Here is a 22,473-nt window from a genome sequence, read left to right on the forward strand (position 1 = left end):
TGCGGTTAATTCCGCCATTGTTTTTAATATGACAGATTCTCAGCAAAATATTCGTTTAACTGCGCGAGTGGGCTATGAACCGCACTTTTCGTGGTCGTATTTAAAACCAAAATATTGGGGTATTTGGTTAGGTATTTTCCTTTTGCTTTTATTAGCATTTATACCATTTCGTTTGCGCGATAAATTTGCAGCAAAATTAGGTGTATGGATTGGGCATAAGGCAAAGAAACAGCGTAAGCGTGCTCAAATTAATTTGAGCTATTGTTTTCCGAAGTGGACAGAACAGCAGCGAGAGCACGTTATTGATGAAATGTTTGCCGTAGTCGCACAAGTGATGTTTGGCATTGGTGAAATTGCCGTTCGTTCTAAAAAACATTTGCAAAAACGCAGTGAATTTATTGGTATTGAGCATATCCGAAATGCAAAGGAAGCGGGTAATAACATTATTTTAATGGTACCGCACGGCTGGGCGATTGATGCTTCCGGTATTATTCTACATACACATGGAATGCCTATGACTTCTATGTATAACCCACATCGTAATCCTTTAGTGGATTGGTTGTGGACAATCGTCCGTCAGCGTTTTGGCGGGAAAATGCACGCCCGTCAAAATGGAATTAAGCCTTTTTTGACGAGTGTCCGTCAAGGAGAAATGGGCTATTATTTGCCCGATGAAGATTTTGGTGCAGAACAAAGTGTATTTGTTGATTTTTTTGCTACTTATAAAGCAACCCTACCGGGGCTAAATAAAATGGCAAAACTTGCTAAAGCCGTTGTGATTCCAATGTTTCCTCGCTATAACGCCAAAAGCGGTAGGTATGAAATAGAAATTCACTCTGCCATGGCGCTGAGTGATGAACCTGAAAAATCAGCTCGGGCAATGAATGAAGAAATTGAATCTTTTGTCACCCCAACCCCAGAACAATATGTTTGGATTTTACAATTATTAAGAACACGTAAAGATGGTGATGATCTTTATGATTAGTTGATGTAACAAGAGTGCGGTCAGTTTTAACCGCACTTTTTCTAGGGACTGTGTGGGGGGGTATCGGTATTAGTGACAAAAAATTGCTACATAGCTTAGATTAAGCTGAGAATTCTAGAGTATGACGTTTTGGCTGAATTTGGTGGATTGTATTTGTTACGGTTCCAATAATCGGTAGTGACGCCCAATCTTTCGTTTTGATATTTTGCATTTGAGAATCCAAAGCCATAAAAATAAATTCATCATGATGAGTAATAAACTCATAGAGATGAAATTCATTTTCACTTTCTAGTACAACAAGATCACCAACAGAAATACGATCATTTTTTTCAACAATCAGCATATCACCTTGTTCAATCCCCCAAGCAAGCATATTGGGATTCGTTACACGAATAAAGCAAGTTTGTTGTGGACGCTTGATACAATAGAGATTTAAATCAAGTTTTTTACTGAATTTTGATCTTTTTTCAATATCGTTAAAGAATGGCATTGGATGATAAGAAAACGTCATCTTATTTTGGGTAACGGTATTTGCGTAGTTCATCATCTTGTTTTTCCTTGGTTAAGTCATGTTTTTTTGTACAGGTAAAATATACTGTTGTTTTATACAGGTTGTCAACACTGGATAGAAAAAATTTTTTTATCAAGCAAAATTTTAGAAAAAATATAATGAATAGCTAGAAATGATGAACCCATGACAAAAAATGAAAGAAAAGGTTTTCTTTTAGATAGAATTTAAGCTATCTTTAGTTTGCTTAGGTGGATCAGCCATGATCTGAAGTTTAACCATACTTTTATTTAAATTTATTATGAATACATCACGTTTATTTCATTTTCTTTTTCAAGGTAGTTTAGTCAAACGAATTGCCATTGGTCTTATCCTCGGGATCCTCATTGCGTTAGTTAACCCAAGCATTGAACAAACATTTGGTTTCGATCTTGCATCAAATATTGGTGTGTTAGGGCAAATTTTTGTCAAAGCACTTCGAGCCGTTGCGCCAATTTTGATTTTCTTCCTCGTTATGGCTGCATTGGCGAATAAAAAGGTTGGCTCAAAGAGCAATATGAAAGAGATTATTGTGCTTTATCTTTTGGGGACATTCTTAGCTGCATTAGCCGCTGTGATTGCGAGTACGCTTTTCCCTTCAGAAGTGGCATTATCGGTAAAAGAAGATGTGACTTCTGCGCCACAATCTGTTGCTCAGGTATTATTAACCTTGGTGCTTAATGTGGTGGATAACCCATTAAATGCGATTTTTAAAGCCAACTTTATTGGTGTATTGGCTTGGTCAATCGGGTTGGGATTGGCACTTCGCCATGCCTCTGACACAACAAAACAAGTGGTGGCAGATTTTGCAGAGGGCATTTCTAAAATTGTCCACGTTATTATTTCGTTTGCGCCTTTTGGGGTCTTTGGTTTGGTTGCAGAAACCTTATCTGATAAGGGGTTAGCAGCTTTAGGCGGTTATATTCATTTACTAGCGGTCTTAATTGGTGCAATGCTCTTTACTGCATTTGTTCTTAATCCGATTTTAGTTTACTGGAAAATTCGCCAGAATCCGTATCCATTGGTTTGGACTTGTGTGCGTGAAAGTGGTGTAACGGCATTTTTCACCCGTAGCTCAGCAGCAAACATTCCGGTCAATATTGGTTTAGCTAAACGTTTAAATCTTGATGAAGAAACCTATTCAGTGGCAATTCCATTGGGTGCGAATATCAATATGGCGGGTGCCGCTATTACTATTACCGTATTAACGTTAGCAGCGGTGCATACGCTAGGTATAGAAGTTTCCTTTGTCAGCGCGGTGGTATTAAGTGTGGTTGCGGCACTCTGTGCTTGCGGTGCATCAGGTGTTGCTGGTGGCTCTTTACTACTTATCCCATTAGCCTGTAGCTTATTCGGTATTTCTGATGATGTAGCAGCGCAAATGATTGGTGTCGGTTTTGTAATCGGTATTTTGCAAGATTCGACTGAAACCGCATTGAATTCATCAACCGATGTTTTATTTACAGCAGCAGTATGTATGGAAGAAGAGCGTAAAAATAACGCATAATTCAATTTTTATAAGGCGGGCGAAAATCCGCCTTTATTTTTCTGGCTTAGATTTCGCTATACAAAGTGCGGTCTAGTTTGTTAGACTTTTTTCGTTTAAAACCAGATGGAGAACATCAAATGGATGGATTAACCCTAGCGACATTCGTCTTTCTTGCGCTCATTATTGTTATCTTATTTTCAACGATTAAAACTGTCCCACAGGGATATAATTGGACGATTGAACGTTTTGGGCGATATACACGTACATTAATGCCGGGTTTGAATATCGTTGTGCCTTTTGTGGATCGTGTCGGTCGAAAAATTAATATGATGGAACAAGTGTTGGATATTCCTTCACAAGAAGTCATTTCTAAAGATAATGCTAATGTTGCTATTGATGCGGTGTGCTTTGTCCAAGTCATTGATGCACGCAGTGCCGCTTATGAAGTGAATCATCTTGAACAAGCGATTATTAATTTAACCATGACAAATATTCGTACCGTACTAGGATCTATGGAATTGGACGAAATGTTATCACAACGTGATTCCATTAATGGTCGTTTGCTTGCGATTGTTGATGAAGCAACGAATCCGTGGGGGATTAAAGTGACCCGTATTGAAATTCGTGATGTTCGTCCGCCTCGTGAATTGATCGATTCCATGAATGCGCAAATGAAAGCCGAACGGAATAAACGTGCGGAAGTGTTAGAAGCCGAGGGGATTCGACAAGCGGAAATTTTACGTGCGGAAGGGGAAAAACAAGCACGTATTTTAAAAGCCGAAGGGGAACGACAAGAAGCTTTCTTGCAGGCGGAAGCCCGAGAACGTGCCGCAGAGGCGGAGGCAAAGGCTACACAAATGGTTTCTGAAGCCATCGCAAGTGGTGATACCAAAGCGATCAATTATTTCATTGCACAAAAATACACGGAAGCTTTAAAAGAAATTGGTGGTGCACAAAATAGCAAGGTGGTACTAATGCCGTTAGAAGCAGGCAACTTAATCGGTTCTGTGGCAGGTATTGCGGAATTATTAAAAGGCGATAAAAAAGTTTAAACGTTAATTTTCGATACTATGTAGAAAGTGCATTAAAATAAAAATTTCAAAGATAGGTAGGGAGACACCGAGAGTGTCAGTTATAAAATCAAATTATTCCATTCGGACACACTCAGTGTGTCCCTGCAAGCTAACCAAAAAACAGATTTGTGCAACTGCTACATAATATCGTTAACTTTTCAAAGTGCAGTTGAAATTGACCGCACTTTTTCCATCAGAGGAGGCAATATGGCAGAATGGTTGACCACATGGACATTATGGCATTGGTTGGTTTTAGGTTTTGTATTATTAATTGCTGAAGTGGTCGCTCCCGGCGTATTTTTACTTTGGTGGGGCTTGGCCGCTTTAGTCACAGCACTTGTGCAATTTCTTTTTCCTGCTTTTTCGCTAGTCGGATTAGCGATTTTTTATGGCGTTTTAGCTTGTATTTTATCGTTCGCTTGGTGGAAATATCAGCATAATAAAGATCGTCAGGATCAGGCTAAAACCTCCTTAAATCAGCGTGATCATGCGATGGTTGGTAAGCAGGGTATCGTGCAGGAAATCGCTATAAACGGTATTGGACGTGGTGCGTTTGGCGATACCACTTGGCGTATTCAAGGCGAACATCTCGTCATGAATGCTCTTGTAAAAGTTGTGCGTGTAGAAGGTATCACGCTGATTGTTGAAAAGGTAACAGAATGAATCATCTTATTATTTTTGCGCATCCGAATTCTAAAGGTAGCTTTGGGCGGGCAGTGGCGGATTGTGTGGAGAAAACCAGCCAAAGCCTTGGCGTGGAAACCCAATTTCGTGATCTCTATACCTTGGATTTTAATCCGATCATTTCTTTTGAAGAGCTAAAAGCCGTGAATACTGGCACTATTCCCGAAGAAGTGAAATATGAACATGACCTGATTCGCCAAGCGGATTTAATCACCCTTGTTTACCCCCTTTGGTGGATGGGGTTTCCAGCGATTTTAAAGGGCTATTTAGATAGGGTGTTAAGCCATGGATTTGCTTATAAAACCGAAAATGGAGAATCCGTTGGTTTGCTGAAAGGGAAGCAAATGCAACAATTCATCACGCTTGGTAGTAATGTGGAGAAGTATAAAGAATTTGGTATTGATAAATCTCTTGATCATTGCCTCGTGAACGGTTTGTTTAATTACTGTGGCATTGAAAATGTGACCTATGAGTTATTTGGCGATCTTCATTTAATTGATGATGCAGCGCGCCGTGCAATGCTTGATGTCGTTGAGCAAAAAACAAAGGAAAAATTGACCGCACTTTTAAATGGAAAAGTAGTATGAGCACAGAAAAAACACTGAATAATTTTTCTTTAGTTAGCCGTTTATTTGGCAATTTATTTTATCGTGCTCCGACCGATCCGGTACTTGCCGGTGTTTTTGATTGGTTGCAACAAAAAGGCTTAAACCAAGTGTGGGCGTTAGACGCGGATAAGGAAAGTCAAGCCGCGTTAGGTAATCTCCAGTTAAAAATTGACCTTACCTTGTTAAATGAAGCATACCAAAAATTGTTTGGATCGGAAGGTCATGTCACCACAGCAATTTCAGCTTATGATATTGATTTAGCGGATTTTATCGCTTTTCGTGACGAGCGTGCTATGCCGGAAGTAGAAAGTGCGGATCATTTTGCGTTACTTTTGCTAACAGCTTCTTGGTTAGAAGATAACGTTGATTCCATTTCTGCCCAGCGAGCGTTTTTTGAAGCTTTTTTATTGCCTTGTGCTGCGAAATTTCTCACTCAAGTAGAAACCTATGCTACCTTGCCGTTTTATCGTTCTTTAGCCTATTTAACCCGTGAAATTTTAGCGGCAATGGCGGATGAGTTGGAAGAATAATGATGACTAAGTGGAAAAAAGTCTTTGCTTTTATACCGCTCTTTCTTTGGACGGTAGTGGTTCTTTATATTTCTATATGATTATTGAAAATGGGGATAAGCATGATGGGGAAGCCTATATCGCTTATTTCCTTTTGCTTTTTTACCTGACTTTTCCCTTTGGTTCTTTTGTCTTTGTTGTTTTTTCCCTCTTCGGTTTTGGTGGCAACAGTTCCTTTAATCCGGTTGTGGCTGGGCTAATGGGCATTGTTGCTATCGGTGCTTTTTATTTCCAATGGTATGTGCTTTACCCTAAATTACGAAATGTCATTTTAAGAAAATGCTTTAAAGAAAATCATTTTATTTTTGATTTTCTTTTCTTTATTGCTATGTTTTACCTCATTTTATCTATTTTTTGGGGGAATTATATAAAAAGTCTCACATGCGAAAAAATTAATCTGTGAATAATAAATTATTCATATTACCTAAGCTTATTTTGGAATATTTAACCCGATCTCACGGCAATGATAAATGAGTTGGAAAAGTAATAATGGCTAAATGGAAAAAACTTCTTATTTTTATACCGCTCTTTCTTATGGCTTTGACGGTTTTATATTTTCATTTTATTCTTGCGGAAGAAATAGTGAATCCTGCAGAAGCCCATATTGGTTATTTTCTCGGACTTCTTTGGCTGACTTTTCCATTGGGTTATCTCGCCCTTGTTATTTTTTCTTTTCTTCTTCCAAACTTCCTTGAGCCGATTGCAATAGAATTAATGGGGATTATTGCCATTATTATTTTTTATTTTCAATGGTATGTGCTTTGCCCGAAGTTATGGCGTTATTTTTGTAAGAAATTAAAACGAAATAAAAAATGATTGTTTAATAAATATTCAATTACACTGAAAATGCTTTGCTTTGCTTTGCTTTGCTTTGCTTTGCTTTGCTTTGCTTTGCTTTGCTTTGCTTTGCTTTGTAGAATAAATATAATGTTTATTTAATGTTTAATCAAAATAAGGAAAATATGATGAGTATTGCATCAGAATTAAAATCTCAGGATTTAAAAAAGGAAGAGTTTCGCAAGCAAAAGGTGTGGTCTTAGTGTTACTTAGCGTGGCACTCATTGCTAACACGTTTTTAAATATTGTTCCGCTTTCCGGAGAAGCATGGATCTTATGGAGTGGCATTGTTTTATTAGCCCTTTTTGGCTTAGGCAAATTATTTATGGGCTGGGTGCATATTTCTGCGGTGAAGCAAAAAATCGGCGAGCCATTTTTTGGCTTATTAACCATGCTGGAACCTAAAGTACCATTACAGAATGACGAAGAAAAATATGCATTTTTAGTGTATGGTTTTTATGAAAGCTCACAGGTTTTGCAAGATGATGGCGAGGGTGTATTGAAAAAAGATCCTCTTATTCGTCCTGAAAAGGAAGTGAAGTATAGCGATGCACTTGCCCTAAATGATTTCTATGGTATTTATAATGAGGCGGAGTCAACGGTAAAATCTTCCCTTTCCACCGCTTGGGATATTAACAGCGCAGAAGAGGCTCGAGAAACCATTAGCGGATTATGGAACGGTGCGCTTGAAGGAGCGGATACGGCAATCATGGCTTATCCACACGCTGAGGATTTAATTCAATCATTGAAAGAAGTGGGCTTTGATATAAAAGGAATTGATGCGGCGAAAATTAATGTTTCCGGTTTCGATTTGGTTCGCACAATTTGGATAGCGCGTAATAGTTATGTTGCTGGTTATATTGAGGCGGATGAAGTGCGTGCCATTTCCCGTAATGTGGCAGCGTTTACCGCAGCAAATTATGCCAACTGGAATGAATTGGGCTATTCCTACCTAGTGAGCTACCTCGCATGGTTATATGATGCCAAACCGAGCTTGGCATACAACATGTTGCAAGAGCGTGTTTATGCTGTTTCTCAATATATTTCCTCGCCGCATAGTCCGCTTGCCGGCACATCGTTGGATGAATTAAGAACCTATTTTGATTCACTTCCTGATAATGAAGAAAACTAAAAAACAAACGGCTGATATTCAGCCGTTTTTTCTTGTCAAAAATTTATTCTAATGTCGCCAAAATAATTTGTTCCGGATCGATATGCAACCAAATTTGTTGATCAATTTGCCATTGATTTGGTTGAGTGATTGTTGCACAAAATTCCATTCCGCTATCATCGAAAACTAAAATGGATTCTTCCTCATTGAGTGATTTTATGCTCACGGGAAATTGATTTGTTTGATTTTCCAAAGGCTGTATCGTCATTTTCACCCAAGGTGCTTTACACATCAGCATCACTTCTTTTTCTGTCATTAATTTTAAACGTGAGGCACTTTTTGTAGTAATAGAGACTTGTAAGGGGGCGGGTAATCCCTCAACCTTTACATCTACAATACAACGAGAATCCATCATTCGTTGACGTTCCACTTTGCCGAAGAATTGATTGCGTGCGCTACTTTGTAAAGAAAAGCGTGCAGTGGCGGTAAGTAGGCTATCGAGAGGTATGGATTCATCTTGTAAAATTTTGAAGGCATGCTCTTGGGTTTTCTCTAATAAATCATAAAGTTGGAGTAAGCGCTTGGCATAATTTGTTAAAACCGTACCACCTCCATTTTTTCCCCCTGTATTGCGTTCGAGTAACGGGCTAGGGCTGAGTTTATTCATTGCCTCAAGATGATCCCATGCACTTTTGTAACTGACTTTGGCATTTTTTGCCGCTTGATTTATTGAACCGCATTGCTGAATTTCTTTGAGTAAGCTAACCCGTTTGGGATCAATAAAAAGCATTTGTTGTAGTTTTATCGTGAGTAAAATTTCAGTATTTTTCATAGGGATTCCTTTTATAACAACGGAGCGTTATATATTTTATGATAAAACCAAATTTTCACGTATCGCTATTTTTTATTTCGATATATAATTTAGTAGATAACGATGTTTAACATAGGAGAAAATGATGAAAAAATTAATCAAAATTTCAACCGCACTTTTTGTTGTTGGCTTAAGTGTTTCTTCGATGAGTTCAGCGAAAGTCACCGTATTTGCTGCTGCCTCAATGACTGATGCATTGCAGCAGGTCGCAGCAGATTATGCGAAACAAAACCCTAAAAATGAGGTTGTGTTTTCTTTTGCTTCCTCTTCAACCTTGGCAAAACAAGTAGAAGAGGGCGCTCCTGCGGATATTTTTGTTTCAGCCAGTAATAAATGGATGAAATATCTTTCTGAGAAAAATTTAACGGTGAAAGAAACGGAAAAAAACTTGGCGGGGAATGAATTAGTATTAATTGCTCCGCTGAAAAGTGCGGTCGATGCTGTGGAGATTTCCAAAGGTGAGTGGCTGGATGCCTTAAAAGATGGTTATTTATCCGTTGGCGATCCTGCACATGTGCCAGCAGGACAATATGCGGAAGAAGCTTTAACTAAACTGAATTTGTGGGATAAGGTTAAAGAGCGTTTAGCTCGAGCAAAAGATGTTCGTGGCGCGTTAGCTTTGGTGGAACGGGCTGAAACCCCCTATGGAATTGTGTATAGTACCGATGCGAAAGTGAGCCAAAAAGTGAAAACCGTGGGCGTATTTCCTGAGGAGAGTTATAAACCGGTGGTGTACCCGATGGCGATTTTAAAAGAGCATGACAATGTAGATTCACGTGATTTCTTAAAATATCTTAGCTCTGATGACGCGAAAAAAGTGTTAGAAAGTTATGGTTTCTCCGTGAAATAAATCGAATGGAAAGAAAGGGCAAGGTTTTGCCCTTTTTGTTAAAATCCTATGACTCTTTAAGAAAAATATTAGTGTGATAAGGAAACACAGTTTGCCTACTCAATTTCTTTCTCTATTTAATCTCAGTCCCTTAGAAATCGATGCCATTTGCCTGAGTTTAAGTGTGGCGTTTAATGCGATGCTTTGGAGTTTGCCCTTGGCGATCTTTGTGGCATGGCTTTTGGCTCGTAAAAATTTTTATGGTAAATCTTTGGTGAGTGGCATTATTCATTTGCCTTTAGTATTGCCGCCTGTTGTGATCGGCTATTTATTACTGGTAGCAATGGGGAGAAATGGGGTTATCGGACGGTATCTTTATCAATGGTTTGGTGTGTCTTTTGGGTTTAGTTGGAAAGGGGCGGTACTTGCCTCTGCGGTGGTGGCTTTTCCTTTAGTCGTTCGGGCGATTCGTCTTTCCCTTGAAAATATTGATGTGTGGCTTGAACAGGCAGCACAAACCTTGGGTGCCTCTCCATGGCGTGTTTTTTTTACAATTACTTTCCCTCTTTCACTCCCGGGCGTATTAGCCGGATTGATATTAGGCTTTGCCCGCTCATTAGGGGAGTTTGGTGCAACCATTACTTTTGTTTCCAATATTGCCGGTGAAACTCAAACTATTCCTCTTGCGATGTACTCTTTCATTCAAACACCGGGAGCCGAAGCGCAAACAGCACGTTTGTGTATATTTGCAATTATACTTTCATTCATTTCATTACTTGCCTCAGAATGGCTGGGTAAACGTATGCAGAAACAATTAGGGCAGGGCAATGTTGCAAATTAATATTAAGAAACAACTAGGAAAATTAGCGTTAGAGGCAAATCTGCAACTTCCTATTCAAGGGGTGACGGCTATTTTCGGTTTATCCGGTGCGGGGAAAACTGCTTTAATTAATTTAGTAAGCGGGCTAACAAAGCCTGATGAAGGGTTTATTCGATTAAATGACCGCACTTTGGTTGACACTGAAACGCAACAAAACGTGCCTATTCATTTGCGTAAAATCGGTTATGTATTTCAAGATGCCCGCTTATTTCCTCATTACACAGTGAAAGGCAATTTATGTTATGGCGTGAAAAATGTTTCAAAAGAGGAATTTGATTATATTGTCGAATTACTTGGCATTAATCATTTACTGAAACGTTACCCGCTCACCCTTTCTGGGGGGGAAAAACAGCGTGTTGCCATTGGACGTGCATTACTCACCGATCCGGAAATATTATTGATGGATGAACCTCTTTCAGCCTTGGATTTACCCCGTAAACGGGAATTAATGCACTATTTAGAACGGCTTTCTCAAGAAATTCATATTCCCATTTTATATGTCACACACAGTTTAGAGGAATTATTACGACTCGCAGATCGGGTAGTATTAATGGAAAATGGGAAAGTCAGAGCCTGTGATTCAGTGGAACGAATTTGGAACAGTACGATTTTCGCCCCTTGGAAAGGGGAAAATGAACAGAGTAGCGTTTTATCCTTACCCGTGCATTTGCATCATCCGCCTTATAAAATGACCGCACTTTCACTTGGCGAACAATCACTTTGGATTCATCAAATGAATGCGGGAGTGGGAGAGTTTGTTCGCATTTGTATTTATAGCTCCGATGTGTCAATCGCCTTGCAGAAACCGCAACAAACCAGTATTCGCAATATTTTATGTGGTCAAATTGAACAAATTGATATACAGGATTCTCGTGTGGATATTGCGGTATTAATTGAAGGGCATAAGATTTGGGCAAGTATCAGCAAATGGGCACAAAATGAATTACGCTTTAGGGTGGGTATGAATGCCTATCTACAAATTAAAGCGGTTTCCGTCGTTTAAAACGATATTCCATAAAATTATAAGCTATAACAAAAAACGATTAGATCTTTTATTCGGAAGTCTATCTAATATTGCCACCGAATTTATTGGAGAATATGAATATGTTATTTCTTACTTTAGCCATTTTTGCACTGATTCTTGTGCTGTTAGGCTATCTTTACAAAAAAACACAAAAATTGGGACAAACGGTTTTTATTGGGTTAGTTCTTGGTTTAGGTTTTGGCGCATTGCTACAAAACATTGGTGATGAAGGCACGATTAAAACCGCATTAGATTGGATTAATCTTGTAGGTGGCGGATATGTTCGTTTATTACAAATGATCGTGATGCCATTAGTCTTTGTTTCAATTTTATCGGCAATTACCCGATTAAATGAAGCTCGTTCTTTAGGGAAAATCAGTTTTAGTGTGCTTTCCGTATTACTTGTCACTACTGCAATTGCTGCGTTTATCGGCATTATTATGGTACAACTATTCGGTTTAACGGCAGAAGGCTTAGTCGCCGGTGAACGTGAGCTTGCTGCCCAAACCCGAGTATTGGGTCGTGCAGATCAAATTAATGCATTAAGTGTGCCGGCAATGCTGCTTTCCTTTATTCCCAAAAATCCTTTTGCTGAATTAACAGGAGCAAATCCAACTTCAATTATTAGTGTGGTGATCTTTTCTGCATTTCTAGGCGTAGCGGCGTTAAGTTTGCGTAAAGAAAATCAAGAATTGGGTGATCGTATTGCACAAGGTGTGGAAACACTTAATAAATTAGTGGCTCGTTTAGTGCGTTTTGTGATTCGTTTAACGCCTTATGGGGTATTTGCCTTGATGATTAAAGTGGGGGCAACTTCAAAATGGGCGGATATTTTGAATCTAGGAAGTTTTATTATCGCTTCCTATATTGCTATCTTCTTGATGTTTGTTGTTCACGGCTTATTACTTTTCTTATCCGGTATTAGCCCGATTCAGTATTATAAAAAAGTGATGCCGACATTGAGTTTTGCCTTTAGCTCTCGTTCAAGTGCTGCAACTATTCCGCTTAATATTGAAACGCAAACGGATAAACTTGGCAATAATCCAGCTATTGCAAATTTCTCGGCTACCTTTGGGGCGACAATCGGGCAAAATGGTTGTGCAGGGATTTATCCTGCGATGTTAGCTGTTATGATTGCGCCGACGGTAGGTATCGATCCTTTTAGTGTGAGTTATATTGCCACACTTGTTTTAGTGGTGGCGATTTCTTCTTTTGGTATTGCCGGTGTAGGTGGTGGGGCAACTTTTGCTGCGATCGTGGTGCTTTCAACCTTAGGCTTACCGCTTGAATTAGTCGGTTTATTGATTTCAATTGAACCGCTTATTGATATGGGACGTACCGCATTAAATGTAAACGGTGCAATGACGGCGGGAACATTAAGCAGTAAATGGTTGAAATTAAAAGAATAAATAATTTACCCGATAGGGTAACCACGACACAAAGATGGTTTACTAGTGGGGGCACACTGAGGGTCGCTATATGCTACATATTGGGACAAGCATGGTCTCCCTGAATTCCCCTTTTTGTAGTGATAAATAATGTTGTAAAAAATGGCGTTGAAAAACGCCATTTTTTATGCTAGATCACCACGGAACCAACAATACTCCGTGTAGCTTCTTTCACTTCCGTGAGTTTCACCCGAACAATATCCCCGATTTTATAGATACGTTCACCTTTAATGTAGAGGGCGAGTTCATCGGTATTTACTTGGATTTCCTCTTTATTATTATGAAGGCTAGAGGCTGGAATAAACATTGAGGCACCATTTTCTAACAATTGAACCCGTAGTCCTCCCCGCATAACATCTTGCACTTCAGCATCAAATTCTGCATTTTCAGCTACTTTATCGACAAGATAGCGACAATATAACCAATCGGCAATATCACGTTCTACTAAGCGATTTTGGCGGCGGGCTTCTTGTAAGCGTGCTAACACTTCTTCCTGTGGTTTTTCATAGGGCTGTTGTGTGAGTACGGCTTTGATTAAGCGGTGATTCACCATATCGGAATATTTGCGAATTGGAGATGTCCAGGTGGCATATCCTGCCAAACCCAGACCAAAGTGCGGTGCTAATTCAGCCTTAAATTCAGCAAAGGTTAAATAGCGACGCAGGCGTAATTCGAGATAATCGCTTTCAATCGGTTCGATATCGTGGCGCATTTGGCAATAGCCATTCAGCGTTGATAAATTTTCCGTAGAATAACGCTCATTAAGTTCTGCTTGATTTTCTTCGTTAGCCAGATTTGCTATTAAGAAATGATGGGCGTTTTCTAAGAATTTTTTATCAAAACCGCTATGAGTGTTGAAAATACCGGTTTTTGTCTGTTCATTTAAGAATTGTGCCGCACAAATATTCGCAATAATCATCGATTCTTCTACAATTTGATTTGCAATGCGGCGGTGTTCCGCTTTGATCTCTTGTACTTTACCATTTTCAGCCAGTACAAAAGAATAATCCGGTTTTTCTTTGAACAATAGAGAATGGGTTTTACGCCAGTTGATCCGTGCTAATGTAAATTGGTGTAAGCGATGAATTTGCTCGGTAATTTCAGTGGTTTCCGGTTGCCACGCATTGGGTATTTGTTCTAAATAATCAGAAACTTTGTTATAGGCAAGTTTGGCTTTTGATTGTATATAAGCGGAAACAAAATACGGTTTTGCCGTGATATTGCCCTGTAAATCCGTTTCAAGATAGCAAACAAGGGCTGGACGGGTTTCATTTGCCATTAAAGAGCAGAGCTCATCGGAAAGCTCACGTGGCAACATGGGAATATTAAAACCGGGGAGATAATTAGTGAAACAACGTTGCTTCGCATCTTTTTCGATTTGTGAATCGAGAGCGATATAGGCTGTCGGGTCGGCAATCGCAACGACTAATTTCCAACCCATTTGCTCACCATTTTGTTCAACAGGCTCGATATAGAGCGCATCATCCATATCTTGTGTGCTTTCACTGTCAATGGTAATAAAATGAAGTGCGGTCAAATCTTCACGCGTTTGTTGATCAAGCATTTCATAATGCTCGGCACCTTGTACCGGATAACGCGATTGTTCGTGACGGGCTAGTGTAACCCACCAAGGGGCAAATTCGTCATCTGCACGGCAGATAAATTGGTTAATCGTGGCATAGAAAAAGCGATCATCACGCAAGGGGTGGGTTTTCAGACTAGCAACAACCCAATCGCCTTCTTGCAATTCTTCTTTTACAGACTTGGCTTGTTGTGCGCCAATAGGCTGATTAATGCTTGGGTGATCGACCAACACTTGTAATTTCTTGTCTTTATTGAACCGCACTTTGGCAATAAAACGGGTCAGCATAGGTTCGATCAAAGATTCCGGTTCGGCTTGTTCTTTATCTCCTTGTTTTTCAATCGTGGCGGTAATTTTGTCGCCGTGCATCACTTTTTTCATTGCAGGCGGCGCAATAAAATAAGTTTTTTTATCACATTCTAAAAAGCCATAGGCTTTGTCGGTGCTTTTCACTACACCTTCTACACGCTCTTTGCTTTCGTGAATTTGTTGTTTGAGTTGTGCGAGTAATGGATTGTCTTGGAACATAGTTATATTTCAAAAAAGAGAAAAGGCAGACAATAAGTCTGCCCAAAATAAATGAGACGAAAATTATTCTTCGCCTAATTCGCCCATTGCGGTGATGCTAAAACCGGCATCAACGTGAACGATTTCACCGGTAATACCTGAGGCGAGATCAGAACATAAAAACGCAGCGGAATTACCCACATCCTGAATGGTTACTGTACGGCGTAATGCGGCAGTTTTCTCAAAAGCAGAAAGCATTTTCTTGAAGTTTTTAATGCCTGAGGCAGCTAATGTCCGAATTGGGCCGGCAGAAATCGCATTAACACGGATTCCGTCTTTGCCTAAATCCGCAGCCATTACGCGAGTTGCTGCTTCTAATGACGCTTTTGCTAAACACATGACATTGTAGTTAGGAATAGCACGTTCTGCCCCTAAATAAGAAAGGGTTAATAATGCTGCGTTTGGATTTAAATAAGGGCGCGCGGCTTGTGCCATTGCCACAAAGCTATATGCGCTGATATCGTGAGCAATACGGTAGCCTTCACGGGTTGCGGCATTGACATAATCACCGTCTAATTGATCACCCGGCGCAAAGGCAATGGCGTGCACGAAACCGTCAAATTTATCCCAGTGTTTACTTAATTCGGCAAAGCAGTTTTGGATACTTTCATCGGTTGCCACATCTAAAGGAAGCACAATATCAGAACCAAATTCTTTGGCAAATTCTTCTACACGTGGTTGTAATTTTTCGTTGAGATAAGTGAAAGCAAGCTCCGCACCTTGTTCTTTCATTGATTTTGCAATCCCGTAAGCAATAGAACGGTTGCTTGCGAGACCGGTGACTAAAATTCGTTTACCTGTTAAGAAACCCATATTTTTTCCTATTGGTTGAATAAAAAATTTTGTGAATTATACCTGTTTTGCCTATTTTGAGCAATGAAGCGGCTTTTGGTTGAACCAGTATATTACGCCGGATTATCAATATCCTTAAACTCCACATCAAAGCCATATTCTTTTGCCAGCCATTCGCCGAGAGCCTTGATACCGTAGCGTTCGGTGGCGTGGTGACCGGCGGCAAAAAAGTGAATGCCTTGCTCTCTGGCGGAATGAATGGTTTGTTCGGAAACTTCTCCTGTGATAAACGCATCACAACCTTGTGCTGCCGAGAGGTCGATATAACCCTGTCCCCCTCCTGTGCAGATACCGATTTTTCGAATAAAGTGTGGTCCGTTTTCGGTACAAATTAACGGTTTACGTTGAAGAACTTGTTCAATACGGGTGGCAAATTCTTCTGCGGTTATTGGTTTGTTTAATTCTCCCCAAACGGGAATGTTTGTCGGGGTATTTTCTAAGGGTTGTAAATTTTCGATACCAAGTAGTTTGGCAAGTTGTGCATTATTGCCAAGTTCAGGATGTACGTCTAATGGCAAATGATAGCCATATAAATTGATGTCATTGACTAACAAGGTTTTGATTCGTTTACCTTTCATCCCTCGAATGAAAGGATTTTCGCTTTTCCAAAAATAGCCATGATGGACGAGTAGGGCGTCTGCTTGTTGGCTGACGGCATAATCAATTAACGCTTGGCTTGCCGTTACTCCGGTAATGATTTTTTTGATGTTGGCTTTACCCTCGACTTGTAAGCCGTTTGGCGCATAATCGGAAATTTGGTTTGAATTGAGCGTTTGGTTGAGAAGTTGTTCAAGTTCAAGATTATTCATAAATAAAAGAGAAATGGGAAAACGATGGCGTATAGTACGAAATTTAAAAAAAAATGGCTAGTGCAAAAAATTTATTAGAAATATTGCACTAGCCCTGTTTTACTACTTATTTTTTATTCAATGCCCATTAGTTTATGAGTCTGTAAACTTAATTGCCATTTGGGTTTATTCGTGCGTTGATTGAGTTTGCCCAACTGGGTGATAGTTTCCAGTAAATTCATTTTGCCATCAATGTCACAAGGGGAGAGATAATAGTGCTTCGCACGGATTTTTTGTTCTATCAGTTCACAAAAAGGTAAGACATTTTCATCTGCTACAACGCGTACTTCATCGGCAGATTCAATGCAACGTTGCTCGTATTTGTACATATAAAGACGCTTTGGACTGGTGGCAATATAGTCGATTTGTGGCGGAATTGCTTTTAAGCCGTTGGTTTCAATGGCGAGAAAATAGCCGTCTGCTTTGAATTGATCGAGTAGCAATTCAATTTTAGGCACAATGGTGGGTTCGCCACCGGTGATGATAATATTCTTCGCTGAAAACGACCGCACTTTTGCCAGAATCTGTGAGGCAGACCAGCGTTCAAATTGGTTATAGGGCGTATCGCACCAAGGGCAGGCGAGATTACATTTACCAAAACGAACAAAAATGCTGGGCATACCCGTATTGAAGCCTTCCCCTTGCAGGCTTTCAAAAATTTCCACAATATTAAAGTGCGGGTCAAAATTTGTGAGTTTTTCCACCACACTTACTCCGAATATTCACAAAATGAGGTTGGGGTTTCCCATAAACGAATTGCTGAAACCGCGAGTTTTTCATCATATTTTAAACGGTTGAAAATGAATCGTGCCATTTCTTCAGCAGTCGTGCGAAAAGGTACGGCAAAAGTTTTTGAATTTAATTCTTGCAATAATGCGGCGATTTTACTTTCCCGTTCACTGGTTTGATCGTAAATAAAAGCGTGATCCATAGGATCTAAAATGGCTTTTTTCACGGTATTTTTTAAATCGGAAAAATCCATTACCATGGCTTTTTTCGCCCCATTTTCGTGCAAGTCGCCGGTGATTTCCACTTGTAATTTGTAAGTGTGTCCATGTAGGTTTTGGCATTTACCATCGTGATTATCTAATAAATGCGCCATATCAAAACTGAACTCTTTGGAAATTTTAAACATTTTTTTCACCGCACTTTTGTCGCAAATATTGTTGTAACCCTTTGTTGCGCAATTCACAACTCGGGCAGCCGCCACAACCGCCTTCCACACCCTCATAACAAGTATGGGAATGCTGTTGAACGTAATCTAACACACCTAATTCATCAGCAAGTTGCCAAGTTTGGGCTTTAGTAAGATACATTAAAGGCGTTTTAATATTGAATTGATAATCCATGGCAAGATTGAGCGTCACATTCATAGATTTGACGAAAACATCACGGCAATCGGGATAGCTGCTAAAGTCTGTTTCACATACCCCAGTGATGATGTCTTGAATCCCTTGTCCCTTTGCGTAAATTGCCGCATAAAGTAAAAATAAGGCATTTCGACCATCGACAAAGGTGTTTGGCAGTTCGTTGTTTTTTTGTTCGATTTTAGTTTGTTGATCGATTAAAGCGTTATGGGTAATGGCTTTTATAACGGAGGTATCCACTAAGGTTTGTTTTATGCCAAGATCTTGGGCAATCCATTGGGCTTTTTCTAGTTCAATAGCATGTCGCTGGCCATATTGAAAGGTGATGGTTTCAACATTTTCTTTGCCGTAATCGGATATGGCTTGAAATAAACAGGTGGTGGAATCTTGCCCGCCGGAAAAGATCACAACTGCTTTTCGGTTGTGATTGGGATTTGAAATATTCATGATTATATACCTAGTTTTTTTGTGTAGGAGGTTTGCGAACTACAAATTTGAGTGGCGCATTTTAGAGAGTGTATTGAATTTTATCAAGTGATCTTAATTTTTTGATGCAAATTGAAAAATATTCAAAATAATGCTTGCATAAAGTGTTATTTTAAGCATAAACTCAAAGGCAACTGATTTAAGAGGAATTTAATATGAAAATGAACCGCACTTACCGTCATCACCACCATACCTGAATATCTTTCAGGCATGTTTGTGTGGCTGGAAGATAGAAAAATATCTTCCGAGTGCGATATCATAACAGAACCAAAACCCCTCGGAAGGAAACCCCCGAGGGGTTTTAGTTTATTTAAACTTCACAAAAAACAGGAAAACAACATGACAAACACAACTCACTCATCAAATCGTTTACGCATTGCTTTACAAAAGAAAGGGCGCTTAAGCCAAGATTGCGCCGCACTTCTTAAACAGTGTGGCGTGAAAATTAACTGGAATGAACAGCGTTTGATTGCCTATGCGGAAAATATGCCGATTGAAATTCTGCGTGTGCGTGATGACGATATTCCGGGACTGATTTTCGACGGTGTGGTCGATCTCGGTATTCTCGGTGAAAATGTGCTTGAAGAGGAAGAACTTGGACGTCTTGCCATGGGAGAGGTTGTGCAATATAAAAAACTCCGTCAACTTGATTTTGGTGGTTGCCGACTTTCACTCGCTATTGATCGTGACAGTGATTATCAAGACGTGAAAGATCTCGCTAATACTCGTATTGCTACCTCTTATCCGAATCTGCTTAAACGCTATATGACAGAACAAAATGTGCCATTTAAAAGTTGCTTACTGAATGGTTCTGTGGAGGTTGCACCTAGTGCGGGGATTGCCAATGCGATTTGCGATTTAGTCTCATCGGGGGCGACCCTTGAAGCGAACGGATTAAAAGAGGTAGAAGTGATTTACCGCTCTAAAGCCTGCTTAATTCAGCGCTCAGAATCCCTACCAACGGACAAACAAATTCTTGTTGATAAACTACTCACCCGTATTCAAGGCGTGCAACAAGCAGCTGAATCAAAATATATTATGCTTCACGCTCCCAAAAATAAACTCAAAGAAATAACCGAACTTTTGCCGGGCGTTGAAAACCCGACCATTCTGCCTCTTGCTCACGATACCAACCAAGTGGCGATGCATGTGGTTAGCCAAGAAAACCTGTTTTGGGAAACCATGGAACAACTTAAGGCGATTGGTGCAAGTTCAATTTTAGTTTTACCGATTGAAAAGATGATGGCCTAGTACCTTACTTTTCTTTGCGTTGCTAAAAAAGTAATGAAATAAAGGCGGCAAAGAAGGGAATAAAAAAACATAGAAAATATTTTAGGAATAATACAATGCAAACATTAATTTGGAACAATTTAAAAACTTCGGAAAAAATAACCGCACTTTCTCGCCCCGCTCAAAAAGTGGGGGAGAGTATTAAACAAGCGGTGGACGCTATCCGTGAAAATGTGGCTCAAAATGGAGATAGCGCCTTGTTTGAGTTGACGGAAAAATTTGACAAAGTCGCCTTGCAAAAACTCACCCTGTCAAAAGACGAGATTATGGCGGCAAGTAGTCGAATTTCGCCAGAACTTTGCCAAGCCATTCAACAGGCAAAAGCGAATATTGAAACCTTCCATCAGGCACAACAAAATCAAGAAATTGACATAGAAACCCAGCCCGGTGTGCGTTGCCAAGTGCTGACCCGCCCGATTGAACGGGTTGGGTTGTATATTCCTGGTGGTTCAGCCCCACTGTTTTCCACCGTGTTAATGCTTGCCGAGCCGGCAAAAATTGCAGGTTGCAAAAAAATAGTGCTTTGTTCTCCACCGCCGATCGCCGATGAAATTCTTTACACTGCTCACCTTTGTGGCGTGGAAACCATTTATACCGTAGGTGGTGCACAGGCTATTTTTGCCATGGCACAAGGCACAGAAACGGTGGCGAAAGTGGATAAAATATTCGGGCCGGGCAATGCCTTTGTTACCGAAGCCAAACGCCAAGTAATGCAACGTGGCACGGCGATTGATATGCCCGCAGGGCCTTCGGAGGTATTGGTGATCGCCGATGAATGTGCCGATCCCGATTTTGTCGCCAGCGATCTGCTTTCCCAAGCGGAACACGGGGCGGATAGCCAGGTGATGTTGGTCACTAACAGTGAAACGCTGGCAAAAGCGACTGCACTTTCTATTGAAAAACAGCTTGCAAACTTACCACGAAAACAAACTGCTAGCCAAGCTCTCGCTCATAGTCGAATATTGATTGCGGAAAGCATAGAACAAGCGGTTGAAATCAGTAATGATTATGCTCCCGAGCATTTGGTCGTACAAACGCAAAATGCTCGCGAATTATTGCCATTTCTAGACAACGCAGGCTCAATTTTCTTAGGCGCATACTCGCCAGAAAGTATGGGCGATTACGCGAGTGGGACGAACCACGTTCTACCCACCTACGGCTATACCCGCACTTATTCCAGCTTAGGTTTGGCGGATTTTTGCAAACGAATGACGGTACAAGAACTCACCCCACAAGGTTTCCAGGCTCTTGCCCCAACAGTGATGGCAATGGCAAGCGCTGAACAGCTTGAGGCGCACAGACAAGCGGTGGAAGTGCGGTTGGAGAAGTTGAAAGATCAATAAGAGAAGCGAAAAGACAATATGCAAAAATGCAAAGTTTCTGCAGATCGCCCTGTTACATTCTATGATTTCTGTTAGAAATTAAATTAATATTTTTCCTATAAGGTAAACACAATGAACATCAATAACTTATCCCGAAAAAACATTCAAGCGCTCACCCCGTATCAATCTGCTCGGCGATTAGGGGGAAAGGGCGATATTTGGCTAAATGCGAATGAATGCCCGATTTCGCCAAACTTTGATTTAATCGACCGCACCTTTAACCGCTATCCCGAACCGCAACCGCAGGCGGTGGTGGAAAGGTATGCTGCCTACGCAGACGTATCGTCTGACAATGTGTTGGTGAGTCGGGGCGGCGATGAAAGCATTGAACTGATTATCCGTGCATTCTGTGAAGCAGATGATGCCATTTTATACTGCCCACCCACCTATGGAATGTATGCGGTGAGTGCCGAAACCTGTGGCATAGCCTGTAAAACCGTGCCGTTGACGGCGGATTTTCAACTGAATTTGGCGGAAATTGAACGACAATTAGATGGTGTGAAAGTGGTGTTTGTGTGCAGCCCAAATAACCCAACGGGCAATTTGCTCAATCGGGTGGATTTGCTCGAACTTTTGCAGATGACTGCAGGGCGTGCGATTGTGGTGGTGGACGAAGCCTATATCGAATTTTGCCCTGAGGCAACAATGATGACAGCGCTGGCAAATTATCCGCATTTGGCGATTATCCGCACCCTTTCCAAAGCCTTTGCCTTGGCAGGGCTACGCTGCGGTTTCACCCTTGCTAATGCGGAATTGATCCAAGTCTTACAAAAAGTGATCGCGCCCTATCCCTTGCCTGTGCCGGTGTCGGATATTGCCGCCCAAGCCCTGCAACCACAAGGGCTAACCCAAATGCAACGCAGCGTTGCCGAACTTCTCACTAATCGTGCCGATTTGCAAAAAAACCTTGAAAACCTACCGCTTGTGGAGCTGGTTTACCCTAGCGAAGCCAACTATCTTTTGGTGAAATTTAAAGACGGGCAAAAAGTATTTCGCTCTCTTTGGGAACAGGGGATTATTCTAAGAGATCAGCATAAAGCATTGAATTTAAAAGATTGTGTGAGGATTACGGTGGGGACGAAAGAAGAGAATGATAAGGTATTGGAGGCGATTGAAACAATAAAATGATACCGATCCCCTGGCT

24 protein-coding genes, 1 riboswitch and 1 other annotated feature are annotated in these 22,473 nt (G+C 40.5%); of the genes, 16 read left to right on the forward strand and 8 right to left on the reverse strand.

Going from position 1 to position 22,473, the window contains the following annotated elements:
• Positions 1-28 precede the first annotated feature (28 nt).
• Positions 29-985: a lauroyl-Kdo(2)-lipid IV(A) myristoyltransferase gene (gene lpxM, locus E4T92_RS08500; protein WP_077541900.1), complete on the forward strand. Its 957-nt coding sequence runs from the start codon at positions 29-31 to the stop codon at positions 983-985.
• 100 nt (positions 986-1,085) lie between these two features.
• Here the strand turns inward: lpxM and E4T92_RS08505 are convergent, their stop codons facing one another.
• Positions 1,086-1,532 (reverse strand): S24 family peptidase, encoded by a 447-nt coding sequence (locus tag E4T92_RS08505; protein WP_135094264.1) that lies wholly within the window; start codon positions 1,530-1,532, stop codon positions 1,086-1,088.
• A 262-nt stretch (positions 1,533-1,794) separates the two neighbouring features.
• On the opposite strand from E4T92_RS08505, the gene sstT reads away from it, so the two are divergent.
• The 8 genes from sstT to E4T92_RS08545 all read left to right on the forward strand — a co-directional run bounded on the left by sstT (position 1,795) and on the right by E4T92_RS08545 (position 7,924).
• On the forward strand, positions 1,795-3,039 hold the full coding sequence (sstT, locus tag E4T92_RS08510) for a serine/threonine transporter SstT (protein ID WP_135094265.1): 1,245 nt from the start codon (positions 1,795-1,797) through the stop codon (positions 3,037-3,039).
• Positions 3,040-3,158: 119 nt separating this feature from the next.
• Positions 3,159-4,073 (forward strand): SPFH domain-containing protein, encoded by a 915-nt coding sequence (locus tag E4T92_RS08515; protein WP_135094266.1) that lies wholly within the window; start codon positions 3,159-3,161, stop codon positions 4,071-4,073.
• Between the two features lie 228 nt (positions 4,074-4,301).
• The gene (locus E4T92_RS08520; RefSeq protein WP_135094267.1) at positions 4,302-4,757 is read left to right on the forward strand and encodes an NfeD family protein; all 456 of its coding nucleotides are present in this window, start codon (positions 4,302-4,304) and stop codon (positions 4,755-4,757) included.
• Complete coding sequence (locus E4T92_RS08525) at positions 4,754-5,365, forward strand: NAD(P)H-dependent oxidoreductase (protein ID WP_135094268.1); 612 nt, start codon at positions 4,754-4,756, stop codon at positions 5,363-5,365. Before E4T92_RS08520 ends, E4T92_RS08525 begins: the two co-directional genes overlap by 4 nt.
• Complete coding sequence (locus E4T92_RS08530) at positions 5,362-5,916, forward strand: molecular chaperone (protein ID WP_135094269.1); 555 nt, start codon at positions 5,362-5,364, stop codon at positions 5,914-5,916. The genes E4T92_RS08525 and E4T92_RS08530 overlap by 4 nt, the downstream gene beginning before the upstream one ends.
• A gap of 10 nt (positions 5,917-5,926) precedes the next feature.
• On the forward strand, positions 5,927-6,358 hold the full coding sequence (locus tag E4T92_RS08535) for a hypothetical protein (RefSeq protein ID WP_135094270.1): 432 nt from the start codon (positions 5,927-5,929) through the stop codon (positions 6,356-6,358).
• An 86-nt stretch (positions 6,359-6,444) separates the two neighbouring features.
• The gene (locus E4T92_RS08540; protein WP_135094271.1) at positions 6,445-6,771 is read left to right on the forward strand and encodes a hypothetical protein; all 327 of its coding nucleotides are present in this window, start codon (positions 6,445-6,447) and stop codon (positions 6,769-6,771) included.
• Positions 6,772-6,985: 214 nt separating this feature from the next.
• Complete coding sequence (locus E4T92_RS08545) at positions 6,986-7,924, forward strand: DUF1266 domain-containing protein (protein ID WP_167754035.1); 939 nt, start codon at positions 6,986-6,988, stop codon at positions 7,922-7,924.
• A 43-nt stretch (positions 7,925-7,967) separates the two neighbouring features.
• Here E4T92_RS08545 and E4T92_RS08550 read toward each other — a convergent pair whose 3' ends face one another.
• Positions 7,968-8,735 (reverse strand): TOBE domain-containing protein, encoded by a 768-nt coding sequence (locus E4T92_RS08550; RefSeq protein ID WP_135094273.1) that lies wholly within the window; start codon positions 8,733-8,735, stop codon positions 7,968-7,970.
• 124 nt (positions 8,736-8,859) lie between these two features.
• Between E4T92_RS08550 and modA the strand changes: the two genes are divergently transcribed.
• From modA to E4T92_RS08570, 4 genes are all read left to right on the forward strand, one after another.
• Complete coding sequence (modA, locus tag E4T92_RS08555) at positions 8,860-9,624, forward strand: molybdate ABC transporter substrate-binding protein (RefSeq protein ID WP_135094334.1); 765 nt, start codon at positions 8,860-8,862, stop codon at positions 9,622-9,624.
• Between the two features lie 91 nt (positions 9,625-9,715).
• Positions 9,716-10,444, forward strand: coding sequence for a molybdate ABC transporter permease subunit (gene modB / locus E4T92_RS08560; protein WP_135094274.1), 729 nt, complete (start codon positions 9,716-9,718; stop codon positions 10,442-10,444).
• Entirely contained in the window at positions 10,431-11,486 is a 1,056-nt protein-coding gene (gene modC / locus E4T92_RS08565) for a molybdenum ABC transporter ATP-binding protein ModC (protein WP_135094275.1), read from the forward strand. The genes modB and modC overlap by 14 nt, the downstream gene beginning before the upstream one ends.
• Positions 11,487-11,587: 101 nt before the next feature.
• A complete protein-coding gene (locus E4T92_RS08570; protein WP_135094335.1) occupies positions 11,588-12,916 on the forward strand; it encodes an L-cystine transporter in 1,329 nt (442 codons plus the stop codon).
• A gap of 169 nt (positions 12,917-13,085) precedes the next feature.
• On the opposite strand, the gene rnb is transcribed toward E4T92_RS08570, so the two are convergent.
• The 6 genes from rnb to queC form a co-directional block, all read right to left on the reverse strand.
• A complete protein-coding gene (gene rnb / locus E4T92_RS08575) occupies positions 13,086-15,065 on the reverse strand; it encodes an exoribonuclease II (protein WP_135094276.1) in 1,980 nt (659 codons plus the stop codon).
• Between the two features lie 63 nt (positions 15,066-15,128).
• Positions 15,129-15,917, reverse strand: a complete 789-nt coding sequence (locus E4T92_RS08580) for an SDR family oxidoreductase (RefSeq protein ID WP_077541924.1) — start codon at positions 15,915-15,917, stop codon at positions 15,129-15,131.
• A 92-nt stretch (positions 15,918-16,009) separates the two neighbouring features.
• Positions 16,010-16,765, reverse strand: a complete 756-nt coding sequence (locus E4T92_RS08585; protein WP_135094277.1) for a Nif3-like dinuclear metal center hexameric protein — start codon at positions 16,763-16,765, stop codon at positions 16,010-16,012.
• A 113-nt stretch (positions 16,766-16,878) separates the two neighbouring features.
• Positions 16,879-17,508, reverse strand: coding sequence for a 7-carboxy-7-deazaguanine synthase QueE (locus tag E4T92_RS08590; protein WP_135094278.1), 630 nt, complete (start codon positions 17,506-17,508; stop codon positions 16,879-16,881).
• Between the two features lie 5 nt (positions 17,509-17,513).
• On the reverse strand, positions 17,514-17,939 hold the full coding sequence (gene queD / locus E4T92_RS08595) for a 6-carboxytetrahydropterin synthase QueD (protein WP_077550215.1): 426 nt from the start codon (positions 17,937-17,939) through the stop codon (positions 17,514-17,516).
• Positions 17,932-18,618: a 7-cyano-7-deazaguanine synthase QueC gene (gene queC / locus E4T92_RS08600; RefSeq protein ID WP_135094279.1), complete on the reverse strand. Its 687-nt coding sequence runs from the start codon at positions 18,616-18,618 to the stop codon at positions 17,932-17,934. The genes queD and queC overlap by 8 nt, the downstream gene beginning before the upstream one ends.
• Positions 18,619-18,622: 4 nt before the next feature.
• Positions 18,623-18,667, reverse strand: a riboswitch (PreQ1 riboswitch).
• A 168-nt stretch (positions 18,668-18,835) separates the two neighbouring features.
• Positions 18,836-18,964 (forward strand) — a sequence feature (His leader region).
• Positions 18,965-18,996: 32 nt separating this feature from the next.
• Here queC and hisG point away from each other — a divergent pair.
• The 3 genes from hisG to hisC all read left to right on the forward strand — a co-directional run bounded on the left by hisG (position 18,997) and on the right by hisC (position 22,457).
• Positions 18,997-19,908 (forward strand): ATP phosphoribosyltransferase, encoded by a 912-nt coding sequence (gene hisG, locus E4T92_RS08605; protein ID WP_135094280.1) that lies wholly within the window; start codon positions 18,997-18,999, stop codon positions 19,906-19,908.
• A 95-nt stretch (positions 19,909-20,003) separates the two neighbouring features.
• Positions 20,004-21,290, forward strand: a complete 1,287-nt coding sequence (gene hisD / locus E4T92_RS08610; protein WP_135094281.1) for a histidinol dehydrogenase — start codon at positions 20,004-20,006, stop codon at positions 21,288-21,290.
• Between the two features lie 111 nt (positions 21,291-21,401).
• Positions 21,402-22,457: a histidinol-phosphate transaminase gene (hisC, locus tag E4T92_RS08615; RefSeq protein WP_135094282.1), complete on the forward strand. Its 1,056-nt coding sequence runs from the start codon at positions 21,402-21,404 to the stop codon at positions 22,455-22,457.
• Positions 22,458-22,473 lie beyond the last annotated feature (16 nt).

The organism is Pasteurella sp. WM03 (assembly GCF_004570945.1).
Lineage (GTDB): Bacteria > Pseudomonadota > Gammaproteobacteria > Enterobacterales > Pasteurellaceae > Rodentibacter.

Coding starts and splice junctions, on each gene's coding strand:
- lpxM (WP_077541900.1), top strand. CDS start 29: ATGACAGATTCTCAGCAAAATATTCGTTTAACTGCGCGAGTGGGCTAT.
- E4T92_RS08505 (WP_135094264.1), bottom strand. CDS start 1,532: ATGATGAACTACGCAAATACCGTTACCCAAAATAAGATGACGTTTTCT.
- sstT (WP_135094265.1), top strand. CDS start 1,795: ATGAATACATCACGTTTATTTCATTTTCTTTTTCAAGGTAGTTTAGTC.
- E4T92_RS08515 (WP_135094266.1), top strand. CDS start 3,159: ATGGATGGATTAACCCTAGCGACATTCGTCTTTCTTGCGCTCATTATT.
- E4T92_RS08520 (WP_135094267.1), top strand. CDS start 4,302: ATGGCAGAATGGTTGACCACATGGACATTATGGCATTGGTTGGTTTTA.
- E4T92_RS08525 (WP_135094268.1), top strand. CDS start 4,754: ATGAATCATCTTATTATTTTTGCGCATCCGAATTCTAAAGGTAGCTTT.
- E4T92_RS08530 (WP_135094269.1), top strand. CDS start 5,362: ATGAGCACAGAAAAAACACTGAATAATTTTTCTTTAGTTAGCCGTTTA.
- E4T92_RS08540 (WP_135094271.1), top strand. CDS start 6,445: ATGGCTAAATGGAAAAAACTTCTTATTTTTATACCGCTCTTTCTTATG.
- E4T92_RS08550 (WP_135094273.1), bottom strand. CDS start 8,735: ATGAAAAATACTGAAATTTTACTCACGATAAAACTACAACAAATGCTT.
- modA (WP_135094334.1), top strand. CDS start 8,860: ATGAAAAAATTAATCAAAATTTCAACCGCACTTTTTGTTGTTGGCTTA.
- modC (WP_135094275.1), top strand. CDS start 10,431: ATGTTGCAAATTAATATTAAGAAACAACTAGGAAAATTAGCGTTAGAG.
- E4T92_RS08570 (WP_135094335.1), top strand. CDS start 11,588: ATGTTATTTCTTACTTTAGCCATTTTTGCACTGATTCTTGTGCTGTTA.
- rnb (WP_135094276.1), bottom strand. CDS start 15,065: ATGTTCCAAGACAATCCATTACTCGCACAACTCAAACAACAAATTCAC.
- E4T92_RS08580 (WP_077541924.1), bottom strand. CDS start 15,917: ATGGGTTTCTTAACAGGTAAACGAATTTTAGTCACCGGTCTCGCAAGC.
- E4T92_RS08585 (WP_135094277.1), bottom strand. CDS start 16,765: ATGAATAATCTTGAACTTGAACAACTTCTCAACCAAACGCTCAATTCA.
- queD (WP_077550215.1), bottom strand. CDS start 17,939: ATGTTTAAAATTTCCAAAGAGTTCAGTTTTGATATGGCGCATTTATTA.
- queC (WP_135094279.1), bottom strand. CDS start 18,618: ATGAATATTTCAAATCCCAATCACAACCGAAAAGCAGTTGTGATCTTT.
- hisG (WP_135094280.1), top strand. CDS start 18,997: ATGACAAACACAACTCACTCATCAAATCGTTTACGCATTGCTTTACAA.
- hisD (WP_135094281.1), top strand. CDS start 20,004: ATGCAAACATTAATTTGGAACAATTTAAAAACTTCGGAAAAAATAACC.
- hisC (WP_135094282.1), top strand. CDS start 21,402: ATGAACATCAATAACTTATCCCGAAAAAACATTCAAGCGCTCACCCCG.